At 67.5% G+C, this 17,084-nt stretch carries 21 protein-coding genes; 18 read left to right on the top strand and 3 right to left on the bottom strand.

From position 1 onward, the window contains the following. Positions 1 to 253 precede the first annotated feature (253 nt). Positions 254 to 388, top strand: coding sequence for a hypothetical protein (locus RIE08_04915; protein ID MEQ8716933.1), 135 nt, complete (start codon positions 254 to 256; stop codon positions 386 to 388). 77 nt (positions 389 to 465) lie between these two features. Here RIE08_04915 and RIE08_04910 read toward each other — a convergent pair whose 3' ends face one another. Beyond that, positions 466 to 750 (bottom strand): hypothetical protein, encoded by a 285-nt coding sequence (locus tag RIE08_04910; protein ID MEQ8716932.1) that lies wholly within the window; start codon positions 748 to 750, stop codon positions 466 to 468. Further along, positions 743 to 1,258 carry a helix-turn-helix transcriptional regulator gene (locus tag RIE08_04905; GenBank protein MEQ8716931.1) on the bottom strand — a complete coding sequence of 172 codons (516 nt, stop codon included), beginning with the start codon at positions 1,256 to 1,258 and terminating at the stop codon, positions 743 to 745. The genes RIE08_04910 and RIE08_04905 overlap by 8 nt, the downstream gene beginning before the upstream one ends. A gap of 637 nt (positions 1,259 to 1,895) precedes the next feature. Between RIE08_04905 and RIE08_04900 the strand changes: the two genes are divergently transcribed. From RIE08_04900 to RIE08_04885, 4 genes are all read left to right on the top strand, one after another. Beyond that, entirely contained in the window at positions 1,896 to 2,123 is a 228-nt protein-coding gene (locus RIE08_04900; GenBank protein MEQ8716930.1) for a hypothetical protein, read from the top strand. Positions 2,124 to 2,126: 3 nt separating this feature from the next. Continuing rightward, on the top strand, positions 2,127 to 2,537 hold the full coding sequence (locus RIE08_04895; GenBank protein ID MEQ8716929.1) for a PIN domain-containing protein: 411 nt from the start codon (positions 2,127 to 2,129) through the stop codon (positions 2,535 to 2,537). A 120-nt stretch (positions 2,538 to 2,657) separates the two neighbouring features. Further along, entirely contained in the window at positions 2,658 to 2,879 is a 222-nt protein-coding gene (locus RIE08_04890) for a CopG family transcriptional regulator (GenBank protein ID MEQ8716928.1), read from the top strand. Continuing rightward, complete coding sequence (locus tag RIE08_04885; GenBank protein MEQ8716927.1) at positions 2,876 to 3,292, top strand: PIN domain nuclease; 417 nt, start codon at positions 2,876 to 2,878, stop codon at positions 3,290 to 3,292. Before RIE08_04890 ends, RIE08_04885 begins: the two co-directional genes overlap by 4 nt. A gap of 69 nt (positions 3,293 to 3,361) precedes the next feature. Here RIE08_04885 and serB read toward each other — a convergent pair whose 3' ends face one another. Then, positions 3,362 to 4,645 (bottom strand): phosphoserine phosphatase SerB, encoded by a 1,284-nt coding sequence (gene serB, locus RIE08_04880; GenBank protein ID MEQ8716926.1) that lies wholly within the window; start codon positions 4,643 to 4,645, stop codon positions 3,362 to 3,364. A 126-nt stretch (positions 4,646 to 4,771) separates the two neighbouring features. On the opposite strand from serB, the gene RIE08_04875 reads away from it, so the two are divergent. The 13 genes from RIE08_04875 to RIE08_04815 all read left to right on the top strand — a co-directional run bounded on the left by RIE08_04875 (position 4,772) and on the right by RIE08_04815 (position 17,068). Further along, the gene (locus tag RIE08_04875; GenBank protein ID MEQ8716925.1) at positions 4,772 to 5,446 is read left to right on the top strand and encodes a TetR/AcrR family transcriptional regulator; all 675 of its coding nucleotides are present in this window, start codon (positions 4,772 to 4,774) and stop codon (positions 5,444 to 5,446) included. A 110-nt stretch (positions 5,447 to 5,556) separates the two neighbouring features. After that, positions 5,557 to 6,708, top strand: coding sequence for an acetyl-CoA C-acyltransferase (locus RIE08_04870; protein ID MEQ8716924.1), 1,152 nt, complete (start codon positions 5,557 to 5,559; stop codon positions 6,706 to 6,708). A 43-nt stretch (positions 6,709 to 6,751) separates the two neighbouring features. Next, positions 6,752 to 7,300: a VOC family protein gene (locus tag RIE08_04865; protein ID MEQ8716923.1), complete on the top strand. Its 549-nt coding sequence runs from the start codon at positions 6,752 to 6,754 to the stop codon at positions 7,298 to 7,300. A gap of 4 nt (positions 7,301 to 7,304) precedes the next feature. Continuing rightward, positions 7,305 to 8,294 carry an LLM class flavin-dependent oxidoreductase gene (locus RIE08_04860; GenBank protein ID MEQ8716922.1) on the top strand — a complete coding sequence of 330 codons (990 nt, stop codon included), beginning with the start codon at positions 7,305 to 7,307 and terminating at the stop codon, positions 8,292 to 8,294. Positions 8,295 to 8,400: 106 nt separating this feature from the next. Then, on the top strand, positions 8,401 to 9,786 hold the full coding sequence (locus RIE08_04855; protein MEQ8716921.1) for an FAD-dependent oxidoreductase: 1,386 nt from the start codon (positions 8,401 to 8,403) through the stop codon (positions 9,784 to 9,786). A 78-nt stretch (positions 9,787 to 9,864) separates the two neighbouring features. Further along, a complete protein-coding gene (locus RIE08_04850; protein MEQ8716920.1) occupies positions 9,865 to 11,025 on the top strand; it encodes an acyl-CoA dehydrogenase family protein in 1,161 nt (386 codons plus the stop codon). Between the two features lie 26 nt (positions 11,026 to 11,051). Continuing rightward, positions 11,052 to 11,828, top strand: coding sequence for an SDR family oxidoreductase (locus tag RIE08_04845; protein MEQ8716919.1), 777 nt, complete (start codon positions 11,052 to 11,054; stop codon positions 11,826 to 11,828). Between the two features lie 69 nt (positions 11,829 to 11,897). Beyond that, the gene (locus tag RIE08_04840) at positions 11,898 to 12,788 is read left to right on the top strand and encodes a CoA-transferase (protein MEQ8716918.1); all 891 of its coding nucleotides are present in this window, start codon (positions 11,898 to 11,900) and stop codon (positions 12,786 to 12,788) included. Beyond that, positions 12,785 to 13,603 carry a CoA-transferase gene (locus RIE08_04835; GenBank protein MEQ8716917.1) on the top strand — a complete coding sequence of 273 codons (819 nt, stop codon included), beginning with the start codon at positions 12,785 to 12,787 and terminating at the stop codon, positions 13,601 to 13,603. The genes RIE08_04840 and RIE08_04835 overlap by 4 nt, the downstream gene beginning before the upstream one ends. Before the next feature lie 56 nt (positions 13,604 to 13,659). Beyond that, positions 13,660 to 14,760: an LLM class flavin-dependent oxidoreductase gene (locus RIE08_04830; protein MEQ8716916.1), complete on the top strand. Its 1,101-nt coding sequence runs from the start codon at positions 13,660 to 13,662 to the stop codon at positions 14,758 to 14,760. A gap of 2 nt (positions 14,761 to 14,762) precedes the next feature. Continuing rightward, complete coding sequence (locus tag RIE08_04825) at positions 14,763 to 15,146, top strand: nuclear transport factor 2 family protein (GenBank protein ID MEQ8716915.1); 384 nt, start codon at positions 14,763 to 14,765, stop codon at positions 15,144 to 15,146. Between the two features lie 54 nt (positions 15,147 to 15,200). After that, on the top strand, positions 15,201 to 15,953 hold the full coding sequence (locus RIE08_04820) for an SDR family oxidoreductase (GenBank protein ID MEQ8716914.1): 753 nt from the start codon (positions 15,201 to 15,203) through the stop codon (positions 15,951 to 15,953). Continuing rightward, on the top strand, positions 15,950 to 17,068 hold the full coding sequence (locus tag RIE08_04815; GenBank protein MEQ8716913.1) for a Zn-dependent alcohol dehydrogenase: 1,119 nt from the start codon (positions 15,950 to 15,952) through the stop codon (positions 17,066 to 17,068). Before RIE08_04820 ends, RIE08_04815 begins: the two co-directional genes overlap by 4 nt. Positions 17,069 to 17,084 lie beyond the last annotated feature (16 nt).

Here is a 17,084-nt window from a genome sequence, read left to right as displayed (position 1 = left end):
CGCACATGCGCGTAGCATCGGTCTCCACAGGGGCTCTCCAGGATCGACGGCGTAGGAACCACCGATTCTGTTGAGCCCCTGTCCCGCGCACAGGGACCCTCACCCCCTCAAGCGCTCACCCCCGCGAGAATCCGAAGCGCCACCAAAGCCGGCAGGGCACAAGCGAGAGGGATGATGGTCGAAGGGGTCTGCCGCGGGTTCTGGTGACATCTGATCTGGCTTGCCCGGAAGGCAGGTTTGGGAGGATGAACCCATGCCCAAGACCGGTCCCCAGGAGTTCTGCGTGGCTGGACAGTCGCCGCGGATGCGGCGCACCATCGCTGAGGTGAGCCCGGTGCAAGACCAGGCCTTCGGCGTCATGGCGGGTGATCACACGCTGGAGGGTTGAGCGGATCAATCGTCACCGACCGAAATGGGCGTTGCCTGAGGTGCCCCCGAGCCCGCGTGTGGAGGACCGATGAACGGTCAGGCCACCAGCTGTTCGAGCCAGCGACCGATGAAGTCGCGCAGCTGAGGCGCATCTGCTCCGAGCGCCTCGAACTCGGCGTCGGTGAATCGTCGGTGTGACGCGAGCGCCTCGGCCAGCAGGGCATCGGTGAACCCTCCATCGAGTTCTCCGGCCAACTCGGTGAGGTGATCGAGGTCAAACCGACCGGACAGGGTGTGGACGTCCACGAAGTCGCGTGCCTCGGCACGGTCGAGCACCTCGAGGACCGTGCGCTGGAGCTCCGTGAGCGGCTGTTCAGCCATCGGTGTCGACCACCTCGTCGACGAGCGGCTGCCAGGCAGCCCGGAGGCCTCTCGGGAGGACGAGCTCGTCCCAGAGGTCGACGAGGAGCGCACCGTCGACGATCGACTCGATGTCGCCCGGCGTGCCCTCGCGCAGCACCACCTCGTAGGCGCGCGCTCGTTCCCGTCGGTCGGAGAGGCGTACGGACCGTCCTGGGCGAGACCAGTCGAGGTGGAGCGGCATCGTCAACGTGCGCAGTCCTTCGTGTGGTGTGAGGTCTGGAAGGCGGTCGGGGATGGCCGCAGTTCGCCCTCTCCCTACCCCTACCTCCTCCCAGTGCAGCACGGGGCTCGACGTCAGGCGTCGGCCCGTTGCGAGGAGCAGCCGTTCCACGGTCTCGAGCGTGGGCGAGACCCGGCCGTGCTCGTAGGCGGACAGCGTGGACCTGGAGGTGTGGGCGCGCTCGGCCAGGTCAGTCTTGGACAGACCAGCCGTCTCCCGAGCCTCCGTCAGCACCGTCGCACTCATGTCGCTAGCGTATCTGATCAGATACGGTCGGCGACCGAGACTCAGCCAGGCACCCCGTCCCGCTCGCCGAAGCGTCGCCAGCCTCAGCGCCCAGCGAACCAACGAATCCGTCTTGTCCCCAGGGTTTGGTGGCGCCTGACGGTCGTCGCTGACGCGGCGGGGCAGGTCACGTCGATCACCGACCCCAACAGCGCCACGAGGTCGATGACCTATGACCTGGCGGGCCGGTTGAAGACCGCCACCAACGCCGCCGGTAAGACGTGGACGTACTACACACACCGACGGCGACTCGTACCTGCACGCCGGCGGGATCCTCGCCGAAACCACCACCGCCGGCACTCTCTACACCCACACCGACAACCAAAACACAGTCGACGCCACCACCAACACATCCCGCACCGTCGCTACAGCCGACTACACCGCCTACGGCGAAGGGACTGCCTCCCGAGGCTGCCGCGGCGGCCGTCGGCTACACCACCTCCAGGGACGTGACCGCGAGTTCGCGTGATCACTCACAAGGATTGCCCGTCCGCCACACCCTGAGGCTTCGCCGGTTCGATTCCTGACATGCGCGGCCGGGCTCCCGGGACCGTCGGTGTTCGGTCAGCCCGGCAGCGTTGCGGCCTACACTTCAGCTATGTCCGTGACCGTCGAGCTGCCCGTCGAAGCGTTGAGGCGTCTCGAAGCCGAAGCGGCCCGCCGCGGAGTCAGTATCGACGATGTCATCGCCGAGTTCGCCGCCGCGCTACCGGCCGAGCCGAACGGACCTCGACGCAACCCGGCTTTCGTCGGTGTCGGCGCGTCAGAGTACGGCATCACCGACCGTCTCGACGAGGTCCTGGCCGACGGGTTCGGGCGCGACTGACCGGTGCTCGTCGTCGATACCGGCGTGCTCGTCGCTGCGGCCGACCGTACGGACTCCCACCACACGGCCAGTGCTGCGATCATCCGCGAAGACCCTGGTCCTCTCGTCACCACGGCGATGGTCATCGCCGAAGCCGCCTACCTCCTGGACCGTGAGCTCGGTCCGGCCGCCGAGTCTGCCCTCTACACGTCGATCCTCGACGGCGACCTCATGGTCGAGCCCCTCGGCTCCCGTGACTGGCACCGGATCCGTGAACTGGTCGACACCTACGCCGACCTCCACCTCGGTGGGACCGATGCCAGCTTGATCGCCATCGCCGAACGTCTCCGCGAAACCCGCATCGCTACCCTCAACCACCGGCACTTCACCGTCGTCCGGCCCGCCCACCGCGACGCGTTCGACCTCCTCCCCTGAACCCAGGCGGAGTCCACGTTCGGCCTTGCGTGGCTCGGGTCGGGGTGTGTGCGATCAGGGCGGTTGGCACGACCGCATTGCACCGCATCGTGATATCATTAGATAGCACCGGAGGTGGCCATGACTGACATCCTGATTCGAGACGTCCCCGACGAGGTACTGGCAGCGATCGACTCCAAGGCGAAGCGAGTTGGGCTCTCACGGAGCGAGTACCTCCGTCGAGCACTGGAGCGCGAGCGCGTGGTCGACGCCAACCGGGTCAGCGTCGACCAGCTCCGACGAACCGCAGCCCTTGCCGAAGACCTCGATGACCCCGACGTCATGTCCGGCGCCTGGTCGTGACGACCTGGCTCATCGACAAGTCTGCGATCGGGCGGCTCCACCTCGCGCCGAACGCGAGGGAATGGGCCGAACGCATCGAGCGAGGCCTCGTTCGCATCTGCACCGTCACGCGACTGGAGCTCGGCTACTCAGCGCGTTCGGCCGCGGATCACCGCACCCTCGTTTCGGAACCACCAGTCGCGTCGATGCCCGTGGAGTACCTCACTCCCAGAATCGAGGACCGTGCACTCGAGATCCAATCGATGCTCGCGAACCGCGGCCAGCACCGGGCGCCGTCCATTCCCGACCTGCTGATCGCTGCAACCGCCGAACTCGCCGAGCTCACGGTGCTCCACCTCGACAAGGACTTCGAACTGATTGCAGAAGTCACCGGCCAGCCGGTCGAGCGCGTCGCTGACGCGGCGTGTGCCTAGCGTGGGGTCATGGTGTTGCTGGGCTTCTGGGTCGCGGGGCTCGTCCTCGTGGGATGGCTGCGGCTGCGGTCAGGACGCTGGGGCGTCGCCTATCTCCGCAAGGACCTCGTCGCCGGGCTCGTCACCGGGAGCTTCGCGTGGGCGGTGTTCCGGATCGTCCTGCTCTGACCCGCCGTTGTCGGAGGCATCCGCGGCCTCGATCTCCTCGCGGCTGACGCCGAGCAGGAACAGGATCGCGTCGAGGTAGGGGACCGACACGGCGGTGTCGGCCGCCCGGCTCACGACGGGCTTCGCGTTGAACGCAATGCCGAGCCCGGCGGCGGCGAGCATGTCCAGGTCGTTGGCGCCGTCGCCGACCGCGACGGTCTGGTTCAGACCGACCCCGATCTTGTCGGCGATCTCGATCAGCAGCCGCGCCTTCGCGCCACGGTCCACGATCTCGCCGAGGACCCGTCCGGTGAGGCGGCCGTCCACGATCTCGAGCTCGTTGGCGTGGGCGTAATCGATCCCGAGGCTCTCGGCGAGGCGATCGGTGAAGTAGCTGAAACCGCCGCTGACGATCGCGGTGGTGAAACCGAGCCGCCGCAGGGTTCGCACGAACGTGCGGGCCCCCGGGGTGAGGCGCAGCCGGTCGTAGGCGCGCCCGAGGGCGGCAGCGTCGAGCCCCTCCAGGGTCGCCACGCGCGCCTCGAGCGCGGCAACGAAGTCGAGGTCGCCGGCCATGGCACGCTCGGTCACCGCCGTGACCGCTTCGGAGGTCCCGGCTTCGTCGGCGAGCAGGTCGATGACCTCGTCCTGGATCAGAGTGGAATCCACGTCCAGAACCACCAGGCGATTCGCCCTGCGGCTCAGCCCGCCGCGTTGGATGGCGACGTCGAGGTCGTCGCGGTCGGCCGCAGCGAGGACGAGCTGCTCGCGGATGGCGTCGAAGTCGCCGCCGTGGACGAGCATCTCGTAGGTGAAGACCGGGTACCGGGACAGCCGAACGATGCGGTGGATGTTGCCGCCGCCGTCGGTGATGGCCTGCGTCACCGCGAGCAGGTCCGCGGGCGACGGCCGTGGCCCCAATGCGGTCACGACGAAGCCCTCCCGCGGCGCGGTCGGGTTGGCGTCGACGACGTCGAAGTCGATCTCGAGATCGTGGTCCCACGCGAACAGCAGGAGCTCCTTGAGGAGGTCACGGCCGCCCGGGACGTCGACGACCACGCCGAGGCTCAGTCGACCCCGGATCACCACCTGTTCGACGTCCCCGACCGTGGCGTCCGCTTCGGCGAGACGGGCGAACAGCCCGGCGGAGATACCGGGACGGTCCGGTCCCGACACCTGCACGAGGATGGTCTCGGTCGAAGGCACGCTGACAGGCTAGGAGCCGGGCCCGTCCGTGACGTGCGGGGCCCGGACCTCGGCGTTCGCGTACCCGAGCCGGTATGGTCCGAAAATGGCCTATCCGGCAATCGCCGGACCGACGGGAGTCCACAGATGACCGAGACCAAGGGCGCAGCGGCCGGTCCGGCGCCCCAGCGTCGTCGGGGCGAGATCCTCGACGCCGCGGCGGAGATCTTCTTCCGCAAGGGATATGACGCGACCTCCATCCAGGACATCGCGAGCGCGGTCGGGATCCTCAAGGGCAGCCTGTACTACTACATCGACTCGAAGGACGACCTCCTCTTCGAGATCATCAACGAGGCGTTCCAGGCCAGCCTCGACGCACTCGAACGGGTCCGTCAGGTGCCCGGCGATCCGCTCGACCGCATCCACGCGATGGTGCGGACCCACGTCCACGTCTTCGCCTCCACCCGGATCAAGTCGGCCGTCTTCTTCCGGGAGTTCCGTTCGCTCAGCGCGCAGCGCCAGGAGATCATCCGTCGTGAGGGCGAGGTCTACACCGAGTTCCTCCGTACCCAGATCCGCAACGGTCAGAACCTCGGTCTCGTCGATTCCGCACTCGATCCGAAGCTCACGTCCATCGGCGTCATCGGGATGCTGAACGCGATGTCGTTCTGGTACAAGTCCGACGGTGACGAGGAACCCGACGCCATCGGCGACGAGTTCGCCCGCCTCGTCATCGGGGGACTGGTCTCGGCCGACTACCTCGAATCGGTCGGCGGACGCGACGCCCTCTTCGCGCGCTGGCACGGTGCGTCTGTCGTCTGAGTGACGGGTGCCCGTCGCCGGCGGGTGGCCGTGTCCGGCAGGCAAACGGTCGTTTGATTCGGGCATGATGGGGGAACGCCAGTCGCGAACCGCACGCAGGGGGACACACCATGGCCGAGGCCTACATCGTCGATGCCGTCCGCAGCCCGATGGGCCGCTACAAGGGCGGCCTGTCCGAGGTGCACCCCGCTGACCTGTCCGCACACGTCATGAAGGGCATCGTCGAGCGCACCGGGATCGACCCGGGTGATGTCGACGACGTGATCTGGGGCTGCGTCGGCCAGATCGGCGCCCAGTCGTTCAACCTCGGCCGCAACTCGTGGCTCTCGGCCGGCTTCCCCGAAGAGGTCCCCGCCGTCACGATCGACCGGCAGTGCGGTTCCTCCCAGCAGGCCGTGCACTTCGGCGCACAGGCGGTGATGTCGGGCACGATGGACCTGGTCCTCGCCGGGGGCTGCGAGATCATGAGCCTCATCAAGTTGAACAGCCAGGGCGACATCGGACCCGACAACGGGATGCGGTACCCCTTCGACGGTGAGGGATGGGCCGAACGCTTCGGCGACGAGGTCATCCACCAGTTCCGCGGCGGCAACATGATCGCCGAGAAGTGGGGCGTGACCGCCGAGGCGATGAACGCCCTGGGCTACCGCAGCCACATGAACGCGGCGAAGGCATGGGAGGAGGGGCGCTTCGACAACGAGGTCCTGCCCTACGGCGACGTGGCCCGGGACGAGGGCATCCGACCCGACACCTCCATGGAGAAGCTCGCCACCCTCAAGCCGTTCAGCGAGTACGGCCCGCTGACCGCCGGCATGTCCTCGCAGCTCACCGACGGCGCCGCCGCTGTGATGGTCGCATCCGAGGCCGCCGTGGAGAAGTACGGCCTGACGCCGCGGGCACGGGTCCACACGATGGCCGTCACGGGTTCGGACCCGGTCCTCATCCTGACCGGGCCCATCCCGGCGACACGCAAGGCGCTGGAGAAGTCCGGCATGTCGATCGACGACATCGACCTGTTCGAGTGCAACGAGGCCTTCGCCTCCGTCGTGCTCGCCTGGGAGCAGGAGCTCGGCGTCGACCCCGACAAGGTCAACGTCAACGGCGGCGGAATGGCCCTCGGTCACCCGCTCGGCGCCAGCGGCGCCCGGCTCATGACGACGCTCGTGAACGAGATGGAGCGCACGGGCAGTCGCTACGGCCTCCAGACCATGTGCGAGGGCGGCGGCCTCGCAAACGCGACGATCCTCGAGCTCGTCTCCTGATCCACCTGTCTTCCACGATCCACCCGAGGAGAAAGAACCGGCAATGGGAATCCACATCGACCACATCTCGCTACTCGTCCACGACCTGGACGAGGCACGCGCCGACTGGGAGGAGATCCTCTCGGTGCTCTCCCCCGGACATCTCGAGAAGGTGACCGAGGGCGAAGGCGCCGATGCCACCGACGGCGTCCTCATGCAGTGGTGCACGTTCCAGAGCCCTGACCCCACCGGCGTCTCCATCCAGCTGTGGGCGGCGGGCGAAGAGGGGACCTGGGTGGACAAGGTCCTCGCCAAGAAGGGCGAATACGTCCACCACGTCGCGTTCTGCGCCACCGACTTCGACGGCATGATCGGCGACATCAAGGCCAAGGGCCTCCCGCTCGTGCTCGACGAGCACAGCCACCCCGACTCCCAGCCGTGGCTGAAGTGGAACTTCATCCCGCCGGCCAAGGCCCACGGGCCGTTGCTGGAACTGGCCACCCGCTACCTCGCCGTCGGCGACCAGTGGCTGCCGCACCCCGACAATGCCGAGAACACCGAGATCGCCGACGACCTCGTCAGCCGCTACGGCGGCAACGGCGACGCACACTGACGCGGTGACGCGTCTGGGGGTGACGGTTCCCGTCGAGGACGGGCTGTCCGCGCCGCGGCTCGTGGAGTTGATGGCGACCGCCGAGCAACTCGGCTACCACACCGCGCTGTGCGGTGAAGTGGCCGGCGTCGAGGTTCCTGCGATCCTCGCCGCAGCCGCAGGTGCGACGGAGACCATCCGCCTGGGCTCGGGGATCGTCGGGACGACCACCCGCCCGGCGACGCTGACCGCCATGGCGTTCGCGACGCTCTCGTCGCTGGCTCCGGGGCGGATCGTGGCCGGTCTCGGTGCGTCGAGTCCGATCGTCGTCGGGCGCTGGCACGGGCTTCCCTTCGACCGGCCACTCACGACGACTCGGGAGTTCATCGACATCTTCCGCGCGGCCATGTCGGGGGAGAAGGTCGACTACGACGGCGAGATGCTCCACTCGCACGGCTTCCGCCTGGCGATGCAGCCCGGCGGAGACGTGCCGGTGTGGCTCGCCGCGATCAACGACCGGATGCTGCAACTCGCCGGCGCCAGCGCCGACGGCGTGTTCCTCACCTGGTGCCCGCCCGACGAGGTGGCCACCAAGCTCGAACAGGTCGCCATCGGCGCCGAGTCGGCGGGACGCTCGGTCGACGATCTCGAGGTCATCTTGTCGTTCTGGTGCTACGCCGGGGACCGCCCCGAAGTGGCCATCGAGCGGATGCGACGGTCCGTACTCGCCTACGCCATGGTGCCCACTCACCAGCATGCGTTCGTGAACGCGTTCCCGGGGCTGGCGGCAGCGGCCGACGCCTGGGCCGAGGGGGATCGCAAGACGGCACTGGCCCACGTCGGCGACGACGTCGTCAACCATTTCTGTGCCATCGGAACCGAGGCGGTGGCCGAGCGGGTCGCCGCCTACCACGCCGCCGGCGTCGACACCCCGCTGTTGTTGCTGACCGGTGCCGAGGTGGGCGACGACAGCGGTCCGGAGGCCACGATGCGGGCGCTCGCGCCCACAACGTGACCGGGTTCGACTCGACAATTCAAACGATCGTTTGGTAGCGTCGCCGTCAGGCGCTGCCCGACGACGCGACCGGTGACGGCGCCAACGAAGGGGGACTCAGACACACATGAGCAAGTACGACGCGGTGGTCATCGGCGCAGGTGCAGCGGGTCTGTCCGCAGGCGCCCTACTCGCAGCTGAAGGCAAGAAGGTCGCCGTCCTCGAGCGTGACCCGTACCTCGGTGGGCGGGCCCTGGCGCTCGACGACGAGGGATTCAAGGTCAACCTCGGAGGCCACCTCATCGAGGACTCCGGATCGGGTCTCACCAAGGTCTTCGAACACGCCGGCAAGGAACTGATCCATGGCGAGGTCTCCAAGGAGATGCCCGTCTGGGACAACGACGCCGGCAAGTGGGGGTCCATCCGGGACCGCTACCCCGACAAGAGCGAACTGAAGAAGGTCATCAAGGCCCTCACCGAGACGAGCTGGGACGAGCTCGAGGCGTGGGACGACCGTCCGATGCGCGAGTGGATCCTCCAGTACACCGACTCCCAGGGCGTCATCGACCTCTTCGAGTTCCTCGCCGTCCTCGAGTGCCTCACCGACGAGTGGTACGACCACTCGGCCTCCGACAACCTCTGGGTGCGCAAGATGCACTACGAGGAGTCCCGCATGGCCGCCTACTCGTGTTGGCCCGGGCAGGGCTGGGACGGGATGTGGAAGGACCTCCACGACGCGATCGTCGAGAAGGGCGGCGAGGTCCGCCTGTCGACCCCCGCCAAGCGGGTCGTGATCGAGGACGGTGTCGTGAAGGGCGTCATGTTGCCCCACGACGCCAACGTCCCCAACGACGTCGACGACGGCGAGTTCCTCGAGGCCGAGTGCGTCATCTCGACACTGCCGGTCTGGTCGGTGCTCAACGTGGTGCCCGAGTGGGAACTACCCGAGTGGTACACCCAGCAGATCCGCTACCTGGCCCAGGACCGTTGGCGGGTGTCGTGGCTCAACCTGTACATCGCCACCGAGGAACCGGTCACGATGTACGACCCCAAGGAGCTCTCCACCTGGGTGGCCACTCCGCACAGCCCGACTCCCGGCTACATGTACGACCAGGCCGCGATGGACCCCTCCGGCATCCCCGAGGGCATCCACCTCTACTGCATGGGTGGGGTCATCCCCGGGGCGAAGGGCCGCGACAAGCGCTACGTCGACGACATGTACGACCGACTCGAGCAGGGTCTCTTCGTCATGTACCCGGGACTCAAGAACCACGTGTGGAAGCGCCGCCAGCTCGTGTTCGATCCCGCATTCGGGGTCGTGCAGAAGCCGATGCTCGTCGGCAAGTACCGCCCGGACTGGAAGGCGCCCAACGTGGACGGCCTCTACTTCGCGAGCGAGACGTTCCGCAGTCGCGGCGTCGGTACCGACCGGGCGGCCCGAGCGGCTGTCACCTGCGTCGAGCACTACCTCGGCAAGCGCATCCCGACCTTCGGCGACGGCTGGCGGTACTGAGCCCGAGTCACCGCCGCGAGCGCGGCGACACGAACACACGCCCCTGAAGACAGATCGAGAAAACGAAAGGCAACCCACATGGACTTCGCACTGAGCGACGAGCAGGAACAGTTTCGCAAGATGGTGCACGACTGGGTCGAGAAGGAGTGCCCCAAGGACGTGGCACGTGATCTCGAGGCCAAGGAGTTCGAGTACCCGTTCGAGCTGTGGGACAAGATGTCGGCCGCCGGCTTCCACGCCATCGGTCTCCCCGAGGAACTCGGCGGCCAGGGCGGTGACGTGATCACCCAGATGATCCTCACCCGTGAGCTGGCCCGCTCGCTGTCGGGCCTCACGTGGATCTTCGGCATCTCGTCGTTCTGCGCGAAGTCCATCGTGAAGTTCGCCAAGGAGTCCGTGAAGGAGGACCTCGTCCCCAAGATGGCCGCGGGCGACGTCCGTGTCGCCATCGCCGTGACAGAGCCGTCCGCCGGCACCGATGTTCTCGGCGGCATGAAGACCAAGGCCAAGAAGGTCGACGGGGGCTGGTCCATCACCGGCCAGAAGATCTGGTCCACCGCCGCGCACGTGTCGGACTACCTGTTCCTCATGGCACGCACCGAGGACTCGCCGGACAAGGCGGCCCGGGGTATCACCCTGTTCCTCGTCCCCAACCCCGCCGAGGGTCTCGAGACACGCCAGATCCCCAAGGTCGGCATGAAGGCCGTCGGCTCGTGTGAGGTCTTCCTCGACGAGGTGTTCGTCCCCGACGAGTACGTGGTCGGCGAGGAGGGACGCGGCTTCTACCAGATGCTGTCCACCCTCAACAACGAGCGGATCATGGTGGGCGCGCTCTGCACGGGGATCATCGACGGTGTCCTCGAGGACGCCATCCAGTACATGGGCGAGCGCGAGGCGTTCGGCAAGAAGATCGGCTCCTTCCAGATCCTGCAGCACTACGTCGCCGAGATGTCGATGTGGCAGAAGCAGGCCGAGCTGATCATGTACTACGCCGCGTGGAAGTCCGAGCAGGGCGAGGACTGCGGCCGCGAGGCGAACATGGCCAAGATCCTGGCGTCGGAGTACGCGGGCAAGGCCGCAGACCTCGGCATCCAGATCCTCGGCGGGATGGGCTACGCGCTCGAGACCAACGCCCAGCGCTACTGGCGTGACGCGCGTCTCTACCGCATCGGGCCCATCACCAACGAGATGGCCCGCAACTCCATCGCCGAGAGCTACGGCCTGCCAAGGTCGTTCTAGCCATGTGGTCCTTCGAGGATCGTGTGGTGCTGGTGACCGGCGCCGGTCGAGGGATCGGCGCCGCCATCGCCGGGCGGTTCGCACGTGACGGCGCCTCTGTCGTCGTCAACGACCTCGACGTCGACGTCGCCCAGTCCGCGGTGGACGAGATCACCGCCGCTGGTGGCACGGCCGTCGCGGTCGGTGGATCCGTCGCCGACCCCGACGCCGCCGCCGCCATCGTGGCCGCGGCGGCCGACACCTACGGCAAGCTCGACGTGCTCATCAACAACGCGGGCATCACCCGTGACCAGATGATGCACAAGATGACCGACGACACGTGGAACCTCGTCGTCGACGTCATCTTGAAGGGCACGTTCAACATGACCCGTGCCGCGGCCCCGCTGCTGCGCGGTTCGAAGGATACGCCCAACACCTACCACCGCAAGGTCGTGAACATCGCGTCCACCAACGGTGTGTACGGGCTGGCCGCCAATGCCAACTACTCGGCGGCCAAGGCCGGTGTGATCGGGCTGACCAAGTCCAACGCGCGTGAGTGGGCCCGCTTCAAGGTCAACGTCAACGCCGTGGCTCCCGGCTACATCGGCGGCACGCGGATGACGTCGGCCACCGATATCGAGACCGGCCTCGGGATGCCCTCCGAGCTGATCCCCAAGATCGAGGCCCAGATCCCGATCGGCCGCGGCGGGACGCCCGAGGACGTCGCGGGCGCCTGTGTGTGGCTCGCGTCGCCCGACAGCGACTACTGCACCGGCCAGGTGATCGAGCTCCACGGGGGCCGTGAGATCATCGAGCTCGTCTGATCTGAAGCTGCATCAACGACCGGCCCGGGAGGGTCGGTCACCGACGAAGAAGAACCCGAAGGGAGTCCGATGGAGGTCAAGCTCACCTCGATCTCCGAGGCTGTGAGCATCGTGAGCGACGGCGACGTGGTCGCCGTCCAGAACATGGCGACCCAGGCCGCGCCGATGGCGCTCGTTCGCGAGCTCATCCGTCAGGAGCGCAGTGGTCTCGGTGTCGTGTGTCTCGTCGGCGGGATCCCCGTCGACTGGCTCGCCGCAGCCGGTGTCATCGACAGGTTGATCGGTGCCGCGGTGTCGATGGAACAGTTCGGACTCTGCCAGCGCTTCCGCAAGGGCGTGGAGTCCGGTGCCATCGCGATGGAGGAGCTGTCGGAGACGGCGCTCAACTCCCGCCTCGGCGCCGGTGCCCGCAACCTGCCGTTCCTGCCCACCAAGGGCCTGATCGGTACGGACCTGATCGACGTCAACGACAACCTCGTGATGATCGACGACCCCTTCGGCGGCAACCCCGTGGTCGCCTGTCGTGCGCTCGTGCCCGACGTGGCGATCATCCACGCCCACAAGGCGGACCGCTACGGCAACATCGGCTACGAGCCCACCGCCATCTGGCCCGACCTCGGCATCATGCCGAAGGCCGCCACCAAGGTCATCGTCTCGGCCGAGGAGATCGTCGACAGCGACGTCCTGCGGAAGAACCCGGACCGCACGGTGCTGCCCGGCTTCATGGTCGACGCAGTCGTCGAGGTCCCGTGGGGAGCGCATCCCACGTCCTTCAACCCCCGCTACGGCTACGACACCGCCATGCACCTCGAATGGATCGCCGCGGCTCGCGACGACGACGAGACATCGGCGTTCCTGGACCGCTACGTGCACGGCCCGGCCGATCAGGCCGAGTACCTCGATGCCGTCGGCGGAGCGAAACGGATGATCGCACTCGAGCGATGGGAGATCACCCGATGAGTGACTGGCAGGACTCCCCACCCGCATCGGACTGGGAGATCGACGAGCTGATGATCTGCCGGCTCGCCGCCGCGTTCGAAGACGGCGACCAGGCCTGCAACGGGATGGCGTCGTTCCTCCCGGTCACGGCGTTCCAACTCGCTCGCGAGACCCATGCGCCCAAGCTCGTGTGGCTCGCCGGGGCGCTCGGCCTCGAACCTCAGCCCGACCGCGTCCCGGCCTCCACGTTGGAGGCGCCGTTGTGGCGCGACTCGATCATGTACGTCGAGCAGTACTCGGACTTCTGGAACTTCGCCCTCAACGGCCGTTGGCTGACGAAGTTCTGCGTCGGTGCCGCCCAACTCGACCGCTACGGCAACGCCAACAACTCGATCATCGGCGACGACTTCCACGCCCCGAAGCTGCGCCTTCCCGGCACCGCCGGCCTCGGCGACATGGGTTCGATCGGCAAGCTCCTCTACTACTGGAACCCCAATCACAACCCACGGGCGCTGGTGGAGAAGGTGGACTTCGTGTCCTGCGCCGGCTACCTCGGCGGCGGCTCGGAGCGCGAGGATCTCGGGCTGACCGGCGGGCCACAGCTCGTCGTCACGAACCTCGCCGTCCTCGACTTCCACCCCGAGACGCGTCACATGCGCCTCAAGTCGGTGCACCCGGGTGTGACGGTGGAACAGGTCCAGGAAGCCACAGGCTTCGAACTGGCGATGCCCGACGGCGACGTTCCCGAGACGCCGGTGCCCACACAGTTCCAGGTCGAGGCCATCCGCGCCTTCGACCCCGACAACATGCGCAAGCGCGAGTTCCGGGCCCGCTAGCGGACCCGGGCGGGACGCATCCGCGGCACCGCCGCCGCGCAACGACGAGGAGGACCATGGACATCGAGATCGGCGTACCCGGTCAGATCATGCCGCCGGGCGACAAGGCGATCGACCTAGCCCGCCGCGCGGAGGCCGACGGCTTCGACGCCGTGTGGTGGCCGTGCCACCTGATGGGCTGGCACAGCGACTCCGTGTGGACCGAGGACATCACGCCCCTCGCGAAGTACCAGGACAACCCGCACATGTACTTCGACCCGTTCCTCATGATGGGCGCGGTGGGAGCGGCCACCGAGAAGATCAAGGTCGGCTCGGTCGTCACGGACCTCGTCCGTCGCAACCCGGCGATGGTGGCCAACCAGGCGCTCACCCTGGACCACCTGACCCGCGGTCGGGCGATCATCGGCCTCGGTTCGGGTGAGGCGATGAACATCACGCCCTACGGCATCGACTTCGACAAGCCGGTGAGCCGCCTCGAGGAGGGCCTCGAGGTCATCCGGGCCCTGTGGGCCGCCGACGGTCCCGTGGACTACGAGGGCAAGTTCCACACCCTCGACGGCGCGGTGCTGGGTCTCAGCCCCTACGGCGACACGACCCCGCCGATCTGGACCGCGGCGCACGGGCCGCGGATGCTCGGCATCACCGGCCGTCTCGCCGACGGATGGCTGCCGACGAAGCTCGACCCCGGGGTGTACCGCTCCTCGCTGGACTCGATCCAGGAGGCGTCGGTCGCCGCCGGTCGGCCGAAGGACGCCGTGACGCCCGGGATCCTGGCCTACATGTTGCCCGCGCCCGACGCCGAGGCGCTCGAGCGCCTGCAGAACGCGCCGCTCATCCGGGCGCTCATGGTGATGCTCCCGCCCCAGATCTTCCGCCAGCTGGGCGTGGAACCCCCCGAGGGCTTCCACGAGCTGATCCCGGCCGCCGTTCCACGGGACAAGGCCCTCGACATAATCGACGGCATCCCGCCGAAGGTCGTGGACTACTACTGCTTCTGCGGAACGCCCGAACAGATCGCCGAGGAGGTGGCCACCTACCACGAGGCGGGTCTGCGCCACCTCATCATGTGGAACATCACGGCCTTCGGTGATCCGTCCCTGGCGGGCTGGTCGTTCAAGGCGATGGCGGAGGTAAAGAACCTCCTGAGGGGGATGTGACGATGGCACGTACGACACGCGAGACGCTCGACGCCTACTTCGCGGCGCTCAACGGCGAGGACTGGGACGCGGTGCGGACCCTGTTCGTCGACGACGCCGTGCTCGACGGCACCGCCGTCGGTCTCGGCGAGCGTCGCGGTCTCGACGCGATCGTGAAGTTCTACCAGCGGGTGTTCGAGAAGTTCCCGACCCATGCCGACGAGCCGCAGACGTTCATCGTCGACGGAGACCTCGCGGCCGTGTCCATCGCGTTCGAGGGGACGACGGCCGACGGCCGCGCCTGCGAGTTCTCGGCGGTGGACATCTTCCACATGGACGACGGGATGATCGTCAAGCTCGAGCAGTGGTACGACACCGCCGACATCGCGCGGCAGGTGTCCGGCTGACAGTATTCAACGACCGGCCGGGGGGCCGGACGGCCGACGAAGAGGGGGAGTGCCATGAGACTCGAGGGAAAGACGTGCATCGTCACAGGTGGTGCGAGCGGGATCGGTGAGGCCACCGTGCGGCGCTTCGTCGCCGAGGGGGCCGAGGTCTGCATCGCCGACCGTGCCCTCGACGCAGCGGAGGCACTGGCCGCCGAACTCGGCGATGCCACCTTCGCCGTCGGCGTGGACGTCCGTGTCGAGGACCAGGTGAAGGCCGTGGCCGACGCCGCCATGAGCAGGTGGGGGCGCGTCGACGTCCTCGTCAACAACGCCGGCGCCGAACTGAACCGCACCTACGACGAGATGACCGTCGAGGAGTGGGACATGGTGATGGATACCGACCTGAAGGGTCCGTGGCTGTTCTCCAAGCACGTCGTCCCCCACATGGTCGCCGCGGGGAGCGGCAGCGTCGTCTACATCTCGTCGCTCAACGGAATCGTCGGCTTTCCTCTCTCCACCGCATACGGCGGGGCCAAGGGTGGCCTGCTGGTCTTCACGAAGGACATGGCGATCGAACTCGCCACCTCCGGTGTGCGGTTCAACTGCGTGTGTCCCGGGGTGATCCTGACGCCGATGATGGAGCGCTGGACCGAGAAGATGCCGGACCAGGACGAGGCCAAGAAGATGCTCGAGGGTGTGATGCCCATCGGGCGGATGGGCCGACCCGAAGAGGTCGCCGCGGCCATCCTGTTCTTCGCGTCCGACGACTCGACGCTGTGCCAGGGCTCGGTGCTGTCTGTCGACGGCGGGTTCGTCGCACAGTGAGAGCAGCGGTCGTCTACGAGTACGGGGCGCCCATCACCGTCACCGACGTCACGGTGTCCGACCAGCTCGGGCCGAAGGACGTGCGGGTCAAGATCAAGGCCTCAGGGCTGTGCCATTCCGACGTGTCGGTGCAGACCGGCGCGCTGCCGTTCCCGCTGCCCATGATCGTCGGCCACGAGGGCGCCGGGATCGTCACCGCGGTCGGCGACGCTGTGACCACGACGAAGCCCGGGGACCACGTCGTGTTGTCGGCGCTGATCCACTGCGGCGTCTGCGAGTTCTGCCTCAAGGGTCGCCCGAACCTGTGCCTGTGGGGACTGCAGACCATCTTCGGTGGCCTGAACCCCGACGCCGCTCATCCCGCCGGCGGCTTCAGGGCTGCCGACCCGGACGGCCGTGACCTGTACCAGTTCTCGTCGATCGGCACGCTCGCCGAGGAGCTCGTCTGCAACGAACTCCACGCCATCCCGATCCCCGACGACGTCTCCTTCGAAGCCGCCGCCCTCACCGGTTGTGGCGTGCTCACCGGCATGTCGGCGGTGATCAACCGGGCGAAGGTCGAGCCCGGCTCGTCGGTCGTCGTGATCGGCTGCGGCGGCGTGGGGCTGAACGTGATCCAGACGGCGGCCATCCAGAACGCCGGGATGGTCATCGCGGTGGACCTCCACGACGACAAGCTGGAAATGGCCCGACGGTTCGGCGCCACCCATACCGTCAAGGGGGGCGAAGGCGTCGACGTCCCCGCGGCGATCATCGAGATCACCGGACTTGGCGCGGACTACGTGTTCGAGGTGGTCGGTGCACCGCCGCTGGTTCGCCAGGGTTGGGACTCACTCAAGATCGACGGGACCCTCGTGGTGATCGGCGTTCACCCGGCGACCTCCGAGACCACGCTGCCGGCAGCCGAGTTCTCCCAGTCCGAGAAGACGCTCATGTCGTGCCTGTACGGGACCTCCCGACCGACCCGGGACATCCCCCTGGCGGTGGAGCTCTACCGCAGTGGCAGGTACCGCCTCGACGACCTGGTGACCCACCACTTCGACCTCGACGACATAAACGACGCCGTCGCAAGGATGGACTCCGGGCACGATGCCCGGGGCGTCGTCGTTTTCTGACATCATCGGGCCGTAG

The sequence above is a fragment of the Acidimicrobiales bacterium genome (assembly GCA_040219085.1).
Classification (GTDB): Bacteria; Actinomycetota; Acidimicrobiia; order Acidimicrobiales; family JAVJTC01; genus JAVJTC01.
Note: the sequence above shows the minus strand (reverse complement) of the source record. Positions and strands in the feature narration are given on the sequence as shown.